The organism is Spirosoma profusum, assembly GCF_014699005.1.
Taxonomy (GTDB): Bacteria; Bacteroidota; Bacteroidia; order Cytophagales; family Spirosomataceae; genus Spirosoma; species Spirosoma profusum.
In genome coordinates, this window is record NZ_JACWZY010000052.1 from 1 (window position 1) to 12456 (window position 12456).

A 12456-nucleotide genomic window follows, 5' to 3' on the forward strand; every position below is an offset into this window, starting at 1 on the left:
AAAATAAACGCAGTTAACCACACCAATACCCTTGATGATACCGTGTTGATTACCAGAGTATTGTCGCCTAATTCCTTGGATTTTAGTAGCATGAATCTTTTCCAGCACTATGTCATCAAAGATCACATAGCCTTCGAGTCGACTGCTAAAAAGTGGACTGACTTTCTCCCACAACAGTCGGGGAGTGAGTTTTTCTTCTTTGAGGTATCGATGAACATCATCGTGAGAAAGATCGGCAAAGTGATCGGCCAGATTGGTGCAGGTATAGTTAATCTGACTAGAGAGTAAGTACTGGCAGTATAACTCGCGAGTTGTTGTCATCTCAAAAATTAACCATTTTTATCTGTCTGCGAAAGTCTTACATAAAATTCTCAATTATATCCTATATGACTATAGTTGAGAATTTTATTTTAAATCAGTTGTTGACAACTCCGTTAAGTTTAGCTCTTCCAAATACAGCTCTATCCGCTGAGAGCTGCTAAATGAACATGCACAAGTTGGCTTTCCTGTTACTTTATTAAAGCATAGTTCGGCGAAGAAATTACTGAAACTATACAGCTCCCGTACCCGACTTAGATCCACTCGCTTGGTGAGAAATACCCCCCATGCTTGTAAAGCTCCTTGTTTAATGAAAAAAGGTTTTTGATCGAAGACATCACGTGAAATGTTCATTTTAGTCGAGTGGTCCAGGATGAACATTTAATAACATCCAACCAGGTAGGATTGATTAAATGTGTTCTAATTAATGGGAGAATGGTCCACTACCAGTTCTGTAATCCATTTGAGGCAGGCATAATTACTACCTGATCAATCCATTTAAAAAGCGGATCTGAGTTAATTCGTGACAGAGATAAACCTGCCCAGCCACCACCGCCGGGGAGCGTTGTCTGTCCTATTACGAATATTGTCATAAATCCCCGCGTCCACATCAACGGTTTTTTTCTGCCACTCAGTTGAGGAACCTATACGACAACGACCGCCCCGCGTTCGACAACGTAGCCACTCAGTTTTTGACCGTGAAACAGGCCGGAGCAACGCTTGACAAACAGTGCTATTACATGGCGCATAACATCCGCAATGCCTACACCAATCAATTCAACAACCCACTACGTGTCATTAAAAAGTATCAAAGTCTTGAAGAGAGACAAATGCTGTTGTTTTCCCTTAGCCAGGTAATTAAACCAACCGCGCGAATACAGGCCGGAATTGACTACCGCAAAGGGACGCGCTACGAAATTGACTTATAGGGAGGGGTAGGTAAAATCTTTATAAGTAAGACAGTTCACGACCGCTAGTCCAGTTAAAAAGAAACGCGGTCAAAATTCAGAGGGGGGTAATGGCAGTTATCATATGATTAAATCCTAATCCCAAAAATGGAGCCTTTCATGAGAATTAGGAATTAACTATACTTTACAAGCGCGGTAATATTTCAAAATCAATTAATTGAATGATTGAATGTATTTTATCCTTCGCTTCTTCCCAATCATCGGTTGGGTCGTAAAGCCTTTGTAAAATCGCTCTGAAATTTATCACGGCCTCTGAGGTACTGCCAAGTAATCCTTGTTTTACTTCACTTAGTGGATAATCCTGGCGAGATGCATATAGAATGTACCCATAATAATAAACCTCACCGATCCATTGATCCGCCTGTGTTATAAAATGATTTGATAGATCTACAAATAAGTTGGTTATATCACTTATTGCCAATAAGTGTTTTTCTGCTAGGTAGCCGCTTATATCAGTTGGAATCTGATTCATGTAAACAGGGCCGATATTCTCATTAGTTAGAAACATCAACATCCTCTTGGACACAGCCTTGACCTCTTCCCCTCCCAATTCTGGCAAAGCGTTTAAAATCAGATTATAGCTGTTTTCATAATTTTCTAGTTTTATGGCAGAGTTATTTACTCTTAGCTGGTTTAAATGTTGAAGAGCGTTTTCAATTTTAGTATCCATTCCGAATAAATAAGTGCTTATCTGATTTATTGCTCACCTTTTGTTAAGCATAGACAGAGTGGAATCATACTCTAATTGCTTGTCGCAATAAATGCCCCATTCACGAGTCAATAAACCAGGTATGTATTACGGAGATGATGCTGGTTCAGCGTCAATTTGGGGGACCAGTCCTAGTTCGGGCCAATACCCGGATGCGTAGCAGATCGAAACTGGCTTTGCCGTACATCTGCCGTTTTAGCGTTTTGAGCCGATTTACCTGCCCCTCCGTCTGGCCATTACTCCAAACGGAGCCAATAGCTTGCTCCACCGCTGCATAATCTTGACGAAGACCCTTCACAAAATTGCTCAACCCGGCCGAGGCACTTGCTTCCTGACACCACTGCGCCAAATCATCGGGCTTTTTGTCCTTGATCATCACCTTGAAACGCAAACTTAAGTCGCGCACCTGACGGATAGCCTCGTTTTGGCCTACCAGTTGACCCAAAAAGGCCCGCTCCCTCTCCGGCCAATCGCATTCGGGCTGCCCCAAGAACCGACTTACTTGGCGGCTAGAGTAACGAACTCCTTTTTGAGCAGGCGGTAGGGCGGGTACTTGGGCTAAGCGCGGATAATCCGCTAAGAAGGTGGTCAGGATCGTGTATTCTCCATTGTAGCCCTGGGCTTTAATCTCCTCTAGGAGTACTTTGACATTGGTTTCTCCCTCTAACCAACGCTTTCGCAGGTAAGCTTCATAGGTCAGCAGGTTCGATCGCTTTGGCTTGGGGCGAGGTACGAATTGGTCTTGTCGAAAATACTGCTTAATGGTATTACGAGCCGTTCCCAAATGGCGGGCGACGGCCCGGATACCATGCCCCTCTCGCTGCAATTCTTTCGTCCGTTGGTAAACGGCATACCGTTTCTCAGTAGGTATTGGCTGGTCTTGGGTTGATGAAAGGACTGGTCGCTCGGTGGTGGGTTGTGGTAAATCCGTTTCTGTTAAGGCCTCAACAGTTGTAACGTCTTGATTGTCTGATGGCTGAGCACTTGCCAGAGCCGCTTCCTGGATGGCAGGCCGCTGAGTATCCAAAAACCGCTCAACCGCTTCGGATAGGTTTTTGAGCAAATGCCACCGGTCAGCCACTTGAACAGCATCAGGACAAGCGGTGGCGATAGCACTGGCATACACACTCGACCGATCACGAGTTACCAACTCAATGCCAGGATGTTCCCAAAGCCAATTCTCCAGCGTCTTCCCGTCTCGATCCGGTAACAGGTCGATGGGTTTATGCCCGTCTAGATCAATTAGAATCGTGCCATAGTTCCGCCCTTTCTTGAATGCGAAATCATCAACGCCTAATCGCTTGGGGGTTTCCATTACCGGCCGTGGGGTTTTGCGGATGACACGCAGGAGGGTCGAGGCACTAACCGACTGGCCAATAGTATGGCATAAGCGAGCCCCCGGCTTGGCACCAGCCTGTAAGCCAATGGTCTGGATCTGTTGATCCGCTCTGGTAAGTCGTCGAGCATAGGGCTTGCAGACCGAATGGCATAATTGAGCAAATACTTTGCGAGGACAGTCGGCTAGTGGGCAGAAAAACTTGCGCAGCCGCACTTGGAGCTTGATGCGTTTACCACTCATAGGTAGGTCGGCCAAGGTGCGCTGGTAGAAACTATGCACTCGGTTGGTGGGCGTCTGACAGAGCGGGCAAGTACCAACCGCATCGGTGGCGATCATCCCAATAACCAGGGAGTCGTCAGCGAATTGCTGGTTGCAGAACAAGAATCCTGGAGGTAAGAGTGGGGACAGGTCCATACCCCCTTCAACCAAGAAAACTACCAGGATTCACCTAAAGTGACGCTGAACCAGTTTACTTCGAAATACTCATGCCTTTGTGGTCAGCAAAACAACCCCATCTAATACTATAAACTGGTTCAGTGTCGAAATGGGAACGGTGGCCTCCAGGGTAATTCCGTCAGTACAATCAAGGATTATCTTGACGCCGTCGGTTTCCGACCGCCTAGCCTGACGCCCACGAATCAGGATAACTTCTTTACCTGCCTGCTTCAGCAACACAGCTAAGGTCATACCAATGGCACCGACGCCAATAATGTAGATAGGCTTTTGCATGAAATGAGATTAGGATTCAAGTGGTTTTACGGCGACAAAACGAAGGCGTTTATAGTCAGCGAACCAGTGTCCGTCGCGAAAATTGGTGGGGCGAAGCTGGTTGTTTACGGTCGCTAATACGGTTTGTCGGTCTTGATCAGAGAGAGCGGTCAAAAGGTCCCCTCGAAACATGGTAATCCAGTCACTTAGCCCGGTTTCCGGATCAGTCAGCGGGGTGTCCCGGTCAAAAAACTGCGCTAGCGTGATGGAAAAACCAGCCGTCTCCAGCGTCGTTGTGTACTCGCCAACGCTCGGAAAGAAATTCAGATTTACCGGTTGTTTCTTGCCCAACTCAGTCAAGGCATTCGCTAATGCGTTCAGAATGCGTGCTACGTTACCCCGACCTCCCAGTTCAGCGACGAAACGACCGCCCGGTTTGAGCGCGTTGAAAACAGCCGCCAGGACGGATGGTTGCTCTGTTTCGTTGATCCAGTGGAGTGTAGCATTGCTAAACAGAGCATCGAACGGCTGATCCGTACCAAAATCTCGGGCATCACCCTGCTGAAAGCTGAGATGGGGAAAAGACTCCCGGGCTTTGGCAATCATGGAAAGCGAGGCATCCAGACCGATGACTTCGGCCCCACGTTCGGCGATTCGGGCGGTAAGTTCTCCAGTACCGCAGCCAAGGTCAAGGATGCGTTCACCCGGCTGTGGGTCAAGTAACTTCAATACGTCTACCCCAAAATGAAAGACAAAGGCGTGTTTTTGCTGATAAAGATCTGCATTCCAGGAGCGATTCGATGGATTCATGGACGATGAATGACTAGTAATTATGGATAGACAGTCGTTGGACATAACGTATCATTCTGGTCAATAAACGCATTTGTTAGGGTAACCAAGAAACTTCCACGAATGAGTCACTGTACAGCCGATGACGTGCCGGTTTAAAATCCGTGTTTCGCGCTTTATAGATATTTTCCACGAACGTTTGCGGATTTAGATCGATCAGCGGAAACCAACTGCTTTGCACCTGAATCATGACCCGATGCCCTTTTTTAAAGGTGTGCAGTACATCCTGAAGCGGGAAGGTTACCTCCGTAATCTGATTCGTTGTAAAGGGCTCCGGCTTCTCAAAGCTATGGCGAAACCGTCCACGCATAACATCAGCCCTGACCAGCTGCTGATAGTTCGCTAACTGCCTGTTGGGGTTGGGCAAATAGGGGTGATTGGGTTCGTCGGGTGGATACACATCAATCAGCTTCACGACCCAGTCGGCATCGGTACCCGTGGTACTAACTTTCAGCCGGACTGTTATCGCTCCGCCTACGGTCAGATTCTCCGGCAGAATGTCCGTTTTAAACGTCAGTACGTCGGGTCGTTCGCTGGCAAACCGCTGATCGGCCGACATATAGCTGGCCAATGCACTGAAATCGGGTTCAGCCGTCAGGCTCGCTTCGCTATAAGGAACAGGATGAGCTGGATTACTGGTATATTCCTGAAAGCGAATGGGCTTAGTTGTCTGCGCGCTTAGCTGACCATTGGACGTTAAATACCACCTTAACGAACGGCTGGTCGATGCGGGCCAGCTAGAAAAGGTTCGCCAGCCCTTTAACCCTGTATCGAACAGATAGACGTTAGGTAGCCCCGTTTTGCCGTCACCAGCCCCTTTCAGATAATGGTGAAAAAAGGGGGCTTCAATGGTGCGTTGGTAATAGGTCGCCAGACTGTCGCCAAAATATAGATCATTGTGCAGGGTATGGCCTGTTTCTTCCGACCAGCCCCGATGGCCAAACGGCCCCATCACCAGCATTGGCCGCGATTCCGGACTTTTTTGAGCCAGCGTTTTGTAAATACTCAGTGGCCCGTACAGGTCTTCGGCATCGAACCAGCCCCCAACGACTAACATCGCGGGCCGAATGTGCTGCAGATGAGGCAGAATGTTACGTTCCTGCCAGAATTGATCGTAAGTAGGATGCGCCACCGTTTGCTGCCAAAACACATTTCGGGCTAGATACTGCCGGGCGTTGGCCAACGGACCCAGCTGCTGGTGCCACGTAAATTCGGTCTGGTCTCCCGTTTGTATCCAGTCCTTGAGGAACCAGGGTGTTGTGGTTGGACTAGCTGGACCGTTACCAAATAATGGATAAGCTAATAACGCCACCTGCGTGAAGGCTCCATTGTGGTGAATATCTTCCCGAAAAAAATCGGCAATCGGTGCTTGGGGGGATGATGCTTTCAGGGCCGGATGCGCGTTAATCGAACCCGCCATGGCGTAAAACCCCGCATAGCTCATGCCCCACAATCCGACCCGACCGTGTATGATAAGGTACGTGGCTGAGTAGCCAGTCAATAGTGTCATATGTATCCGTACTTTCGTCGATCGCGCTAGCGGTTGATGGATTCGGGCGGTCACTGACAACCGGCGTCATGTTGGTCCAATGCCCTTCGGAAGCCCATCGGCCGCGTACATCCTGATAGACAAAAATGTACCCATCGGCCTGTAGCGTGGGCGATGGTCCCAGGGCGTCTTTATACTGCTGGGGACCATACGGCGTCGACCCAAAACAAGTCCGTTGCATCAGAAATGGGTAGGTATTCCTGGTCGACGCACAGCGGGGCACATAAACGGCGGTGTATAGTTTAACGCCATCGCGCATGGGGATCTGGTATTCAACTTTTTGATACTGTTCGCGCACTGTATTTGCCAGACAGGCAGCTGTAGACAGCCATATCGATAAAAAAGTGGTAAACGCTGCGATCATCCAAACCGCTCGCCAGTGTAGAGGTTTCAAGTCCTTACCTGTTGGTGAATAAGCTGTCCAATCGTTTGCAGCCCCCAGGCCACGCGTTCGTCAAAGGGCAGGCCGTAGCTAAGCCGCATACAGTTGGCGTACTGCGGCTGAAGACTAAATAAACGGCCCGGCATGATGCTGATTTTATACGGAGCCAGTTGATCGGCAAGCACCAGCGTATCAACCCGGGCATCGGTTTCTACCCATAAAGTGAAGCCACCTTGTGGTTCGCTGATGCGCGTGCCAGCAGGGAAATGGGCCCGAATCGTCTGCTGGTAGCGTTGGCAGTTGCTTTTCAGCTGCTGCCGGAGCCGACGCAAATGCAATTCATACCGGTCGTTGGCCAGAAAATTAGCGACGGCCTGCTGGGTGATACCCGGTGAGAACCCGGCCTGGTACCGCTTAACCTGAAGCAACGCGTCAAAATAGCGTCCTGGCGCTACCCACCCCACCCGGTAACCAGGAGCCAGGGTTTTACTGACGGACCCACACCATAAGACCAGCCCCTGCCGGTCGAAAGCTTTACAGGGGAGTGGGCGATCCGGGCCAAAATGAAGGTCGCCGTAGAGATCATCTTCAATGAGGGGTACCTGATAGGTTTCCATCAACTGCACCAGCCGTTGTTTATGGGCATTTGGCATACAGCAGCCAAGCGGGTTGCTGAAGTTGGGTACCAGCAAACAAGCCTGTACCTGTCCGGCTTGCAAATGACGTTCCAGTACGTTCAGATCAACGCCCGTCAGGGCGTCAGTCGGTAGTTCGAGTACCTTCAGGCCCAGTGAGAGAATCGTTTGAAGGATGCCAAAATAGATTGGGCTTTCTACGGCAACGGTATCGCCCGGCTGGGTAATGGCCTTCAGGCATAAGGTCAGGGCGGCTGTGCACCCCTCCGTTGTAATGATCTCTTCGTCGGTTAGCTGACTACCCCAGAACAGCGCATACCGGGCAATCTGCCGACGTAAAGCCGCATTGCCCGTGATCAACTCGTACTCGATTCCACCGTGGGGCAGTTCGCGCTGAGCCTGCTGGAGCGCCTTCATTAACTTAGTAACCGGCAATAGCGAGGGGGCAGGTACACTCAGTGAAAAAGGAAGCCAGCCGGGTTGCCGCTGCTGGTGCATCAATCTCAACAGAATCAACTCCTGATCCGATTGAAGCGGCTGGTTAGCTATAGCCTGAGGTGTCGATCGGCGTGGCACAGTACCCAACCGCTCGATCAGCGTTCGGACGTAGTAGCCCGACTGAGGACGGGCCTCGACCAATCCTTCGGCTTCCAGACAATAATAGGCTTGCTGAACGGTATTGATGCTAACGCCCAGTTCCTGGCTAAGCATACGCACGGATGGGAGCTTGTCGCCCTCCGCAAGCGTACCCCCTCGTAACTTAGTGCCTAATTGACGAGCGATCTGCTGATACCTGGGAGTCGATACACGCATAGACGAGATGGAATGCTACTCATTTTGATTTACCCGACAAAAGTAGTCGTCCCGTCTGTACGGATTACCATACAGATTTCGCCAAATTAGCCCGTACAGTTTCTGGGGTTTTCCCAATACTTCTCCAGGCAATCTGTATGGTTCCGTAACTAGGAAAGTGTATCTGTTTCCGTACATCCTTGTGGCTTTTTTTTGCACTATGCAATCCCAACTTACTGCCGCTCAACTACGAGCCGATACGCCAGGCTGCCAGAATAGCCTGTTTCTCAATAGTGCCGGCGCTTCCCTAATGCCGCAGCCCGTCGTAAAGGCGATGCAGGATTATCTGCAGTTGGAAACCCAATTAGGTGGTTATGAGGTCGAACGGGTACGCCAGGCACAGATTGGCCGATTTTACGAGGAAACCGCCCACCTATTGAACACCCGGCCCGAACATATTGCGTTTGCCTACAGCGCTACCTATGCCACATTTCAGGCCCTATCGGCCATTCCGTTTCGGGAAGGTGATACCATTTTGACTACGACGAATGATTACGTGTCTAACCAGCTAGCCTTTCTCTCCATGCAGCAGCGGTTAGGCATTCAATTACTTCGAATTCATAACCTGCCCAATGGCGACCTGGATTTGACGCATGCCGAGGAGTTGATCCGCACACACCAGCCAGTCCTAGTGGCGATAACGCACATCCCAACCAACTCTGGGCTGGTACTTCCGGCGGAGGAAGTAGGCAAACTGTGCCAGCAATACGGTGTCTGGTATTTACTGGATGCGGCTCAGTCGGTGGGGCAGTTACCGCTCGACGTTGCCCGTATTCAGCCTGACTTTCTGGTCGCCACGGGCCGTAAGTTTCTGCGTGGACCACGGAACACAGGTTTTTTGTATGTTTCGGATCGGGTGCTGACGGCTGGCCTTTCTCCCCTATTTGTTGATCGACGAGCCGCTACCTGGACTGAGCCAGACACCTATGCCTTACAGTTGGGTGCCCGCCGGTTTGAACCCCAGGAGATTTCGCTGCTGAGTGTCGGGTTAGCCGAAGCGGTCGGGTATGCCAATCTGGTCGGTATAGAGGCTATTGCCCAGCAGAACCAACGGCTGATGCACCGGCTCCGAACAGGCCTAGAACAGCTTGACGGGATTACCTTACTGGATTGGGGTTCCTGCCAAAGCAACCTGCTAACCTTTCACACGGCTCATCACCCGTTATCAGCGCTTGAGGCCGCTTTGCGACACGGTCGAGTGGTGTTCACTACGCAGTACCCAGGTTCTGCCCTAATCGATTTTGGACGGAAAGGTATAGACTCGCTGGTTCGACTTTCGCCCCACTATTTTAACACGCTGGATGAAATGGATGAGGTGGTCGATTTGATGGCTCATTTTTTACGTTAAGCTTTTCCGAAAATCGAGATTAATTTAACCAATTCCCCGATGCAGAGCGATTATCTACAAAGCGCGATCCGCCAGTTTGAGTATTATAGATTACTGGGCGAAAAAACACTAGCTCAACTCCCTGATGATGCCCTCTTCTGGCAATACAACGCGGAGAGCAACAGCATTGCCATCCTGGTAAAGCACCTTTGGGGTAACATGGTAAGTCGTTGGACAGATTTTCTAACCACCGATGGAGAAAAAAGCTGGCGTGACCGGGAGGGCGAGTTTACTAATGATATTCAGTCCCGAGCCGAATTGCTTCAGAAATGGGATGAAGGTTGGCGCATACTTCTTGATACGCTCCAATCGCTACGGGAAGAAGACCTAAGAAAAACCATATATATCCGAAATCAGGGTCATACGGTGCTGGAAGCCATCAACCGGCAGTTAGCCCATTATCCCTATCACATTGGTCAACTGGTATTTCTGGGGAAAATGCTGACCCAAAACTGGACGTCACTATCGATTCCAAGAGGTGAATCTGGTCAGTATAACGCTCAAAAATTTGCTCAGCCGAAACGTAAAGAACACTTTACGACTGAATATGTAAAGTCGGATAAACTGATTGATACGAACGGATCAACCACAGAATCAACACTATGACCCAGGAACAAGCCCTTCATTTTGCCGATGAGTGGATCGGTGCCTTTAATGCTCATGACCTGGACGCCATTATGGCGCACTATGCCGATGAGCTGGAATTTTATTCGCCTTTCATTCCGCTGCTAACGTTTAATGAAACAGGCTGTATCACCAGCAAAGGTGATCTGGAACGCTATTTTCAAGTAGGCCTGAGCACCTACCCCGACCTGCATTTTACCCTGCACCATGTTTTTGTAGGTATGCACACGATGGTTCTCTATTACACGTCAGTAAATGGCCGACTAGCTAGCGAAGTCTTTCAATTGAATGAGCGCGGCCAGGCACAGAAGGTGTTCTGCCACTATACCTTGGACAACTCCCGAGTAGCCCTATAAGTCGCACCTCCAGCTAAATTCCACTTTTTATGAGCGCTAATGCCTTGTTAGCCCATGCCGTCAAAGTGTTAGCCTATCGGTTCATCAAAGCGACCACTGGCTCAACCGACAGCTTTGCCGGGTATAAACTAAGCCCACATACCCGAAGTCCGAATGAAATCCTGAATCATATGTATGATCTGACCGTCAAAACTATAATGATGATTCAACAAGGTCATTTTAACTGTCCGATACCTGAGGTTTTACCGTTTGAGCCTGAACGGGACCGATTAATAGATGGACTCGGAGAGCTGCGGACAACAATAGAATCCAACCTGATTGAGGATGACGTTTGTGAACGACTACAGGGACCACTTTTAGATCTGGCCTCACACATTGGACAGTTAGCGATGCTTAACGGCCTCAACGGCACTATTATTCAACGGGAAAACTATTATGGGGCAGAAATAAACTAGGTGCTTAGCTCTTACTGATGGCGATTCCTGACTATTTTTCGGGAACGCTTCTATGTTCATGTGTTATCAACTGAGCCATCAGATTTGAACTCTCGCAAATTCATCCTTCAATTGATCAGGTGCGTTATTTATGCTACATTTTGCATTTTTCTGTTATACGGTTCTTAGAATTGAAAACTGCTTGGCTCTTCATAACTTGTACTATTCATAGTGATTGACCAGGGAATGTAACCTTTTCGTGAACGATTTCAGCCAAGAACGACTAAAGGATAATCCCTTCAGTTATACGGAGCAGTCACATGCTTTTTAAGTTTAGCATTACCAACCTGATAATTCTGTAACTTCAACGCTCACAACCTGCTTGCTGGATTGAAAATAGATTTCTCACTTCTCATATCTTTTACATGAGATAGTCCCTATTTTGTCATGAAGTTAGGTTACGCCCGAGTCTCTACGCAAGATCAAAACCTGGCACTTCAGCTTGATGCCCTTAAAGCAACTGGCTGCTCAAAAATTTTTCAGGAGAAAGCCAGTGGAAGTAAAATCGAACGGCCTGAATTGAACAGGTTACTCGAACTCATCCGAGAAGGGGATACGTTGGTGATTTGGAAGTTGGATCGACTGGGCCGTCCCCTGAATCACTTGATCGAGGTTATGACTCAGTTAGAGGAGCAACATGTTGGCTTAGTTAGTCTAAACGATCCAATTGACACCACTACGGCTCAAGGCCGACTGGTCTTTCGCATTTTTGCCAGTTTAGCCGAGTTCGAGCGAGAGGTGATTCGTGAACGTACCTTAGCGGGGCTCGCTTCCGCTCGTCGACGGGGTCAACTTTTAGGTCGACGCAAAGAGCTTTCCAAAGCGGCTGAGCAGAAAGCCCGCATTGGTGAAAGCCTTTACAAAGAGGCCAAGTACTCCGTCGAACAAATCGCCCGCGAATTACACTTCTCTAAAACCACTTTATATAAGTACCTCCGCCAACGAGGGGTTGAAATAGGCGCTTCAGATCAAAGTTCAGTTTCTATATCTTAGAAAAGAAGCAGAAATCTGTCATTTAACATTTATTAAACGTGCGTAGCTGTTGCACAACTATTTTAAAACATGGTTTGTCCGCAAATCTGGTTGCTGGTTGGTTCTGAAATCAGCCATTTAGTCAACGAAATACCTTGAATTGCCTTAATTCCATTATTCCCTAACTATTGAAGTGAGTTATGCAACAGCCACGCATGTTGTGGAGTTGTAGAAATGCAGCCCACTTCTTTTAGAGACTAATTTACCAGCTGTATTATGGGTACGGAATGCTTTCAACGATCATAGTGCAGAAC

Annotated in this window: 13 protein-coding genes and 1 pseudogene; 6 read left to right on the top strand and 8 right to left on the bottom strand. The window is 48.7% G+C overall.

Features of this window, described 5'->3' with window-relative positions:
• Positions 1–321 (bottom strand): annotated as a pseudogene (locus tag IC229_RS32190) (IS701 family transposase); the annotation flags it as partial.
• A 632-nt stretch (positions 322–953) separates the two neighbouring features.
• Here IC229_RS32190 and IC229_RS32195 point away from each other — a divergent pair.
• Complete coding sequence (locus IC229_RS32195) at positions 954–1247, top strand: hypothetical protein (protein ID WP_190892623.1); 294 nt, start codon at positions 954–956, stop codon at positions 1245–1247.
• Between the two features lie 163 nt (positions 1248–1410).
• On the opposite strand, the gene IC229_RS32200 is transcribed toward IC229_RS32195, so the two are convergent.
• The 7 genes from IC229_RS32200 to IC229_RS32225 form a co-directional block, all read right to left on the bottom strand.
• Positions 1411–1956, bottom strand: a complete 546-nt coding sequence (locus IC229_RS32200; protein ID WP_190892625.1) for a hypothetical protein — start codon at positions 1954–1956, stop codon at positions 1411–1413.
• 151 nt (positions 1957–2107) lie between these two features.
• On the bottom strand, positions 2108–3715 hold the full coding sequence (locus tag IC229_RS32205) for an ISL3 family transposase (protein ID WP_223834332.1): 1608 nt from the start codon (positions 3713–3715) through the stop codon (positions 2108–2110).
• 102 nt (positions 3716–3817) lie between these two features.
• A complete protein-coding gene (locus IC229_RS32210; RefSeq protein ID WP_223834333.1) occupies positions 3818–4063 on the bottom strand; it encodes a ketopantoate reductase family protein in 246 nt (81 codons plus the stop codon).
• Positions 4064–4072: 9 nt separating this feature from the next.
• Complete coding sequence (locus tag IC229_RS32215; RefSeq protein ID WP_190892627.1) at positions 4073–4852, bottom strand: methyltransferase domain-containing protein; 780 nt, start codon at positions 4850–4852, stop codon at positions 4073–4075.
• Positions 4853–4928: 76 nt separating this feature from the next.
• The gene (locus tag IC229_RS32220; protein WP_317171683.1) at positions 4929–6311 is read right to left on the bottom strand and encodes a CocE/NonD family hydrolase; all 1383 of its coding nucleotides are present in this window, start codon (positions 6309–6311) and stop codon (positions 4929–4931) included.
• Positions 6295–6834: a CocE/NonD family hydrolase gene (locus IC229_RS35990; protein WP_317171684.1), complete on the bottom strand. Its 540-nt coding sequence runs from the start codon at positions 6832–6834 to the stop codon at positions 6295–6297. Before IC229_RS35990 ends, IC229_RS32220 begins: the two co-directional genes overlap by 17 nt.
• Positions 6831–8270: an aminotransferase-like domain-containing protein gene (locus IC229_RS32225; RefSeq protein WP_190892629.1), complete on the bottom strand. Its 1440-nt coding sequence runs from the start codon at positions 8268–8270 to the stop codon at positions 6831–6833. Before IC229_RS32225 ends, IC229_RS35990 begins: the two co-directional genes overlap by 4 nt.
• 199 nt (positions 8271–8469) lie before the next feature.
• Here IC229_RS32225 and IC229_RS32230 point away from each other — a divergent pair, with 199 nt between their 5' ends.
• From IC229_RS32230 to IC229_RS32250, 5 genes are all read left to right on the top strand, one after another.
• Positions 8470–9657 carry an aminotransferase class V-fold PLP-dependent enzyme gene (locus IC229_RS32230; RefSeq protein ID WP_190892630.1) on the top strand — a complete coding sequence of 396 codons (1188 nt, stop codon included), beginning with the start codon at positions 8470–8472 and terminating at the stop codon, positions 9655–9657.
• A 39-nt stretch (positions 9658–9696) separates the two neighbouring features.
• Positions 9697–10302 (top strand): DUF1572 family protein, encoded by a 606-nt coding sequence (locus tag IC229_RS32235; RefSeq protein ID WP_190892631.1) that lies wholly within the window; start codon positions 9697–9699, stop codon positions 10300–10302.
• Positions 10299–10676 carry a nuclear transport factor 2 family protein gene (locus IC229_RS32240; RefSeq protein ID WP_190892632.1) on the top strand — a complete coding sequence of 126 codons (378 nt, stop codon included), beginning with the start codon at positions 10299–10301 and terminating at the stop codon, positions 10674–10676. The genes IC229_RS32235 and IC229_RS32240 overlap by 4 nt, the downstream gene beginning before the upstream one ends.
• A 29-nt stretch (positions 10677–10705) precedes the next feature.
• Positions 10706–11131 (top strand): hypothetical protein, encoded by a 426-nt coding sequence (locus IC229_RS32245; protein WP_190892633.1) that lies wholly within the window; start codon positions 10706–10708, stop codon positions 11129–11131.
• 426 nt (positions 11132–11557) lie between these two features.
• Positions 11558–12163, top strand: coding sequence for a recombinase family protein (locus IC229_RS32250; RefSeq protein WP_190892634.1), 606 nt, complete (start codon positions 11558–11560; stop codon positions 12161–12163).
• Positions 12164–12456: the final 293 nt, after the last annotated feature.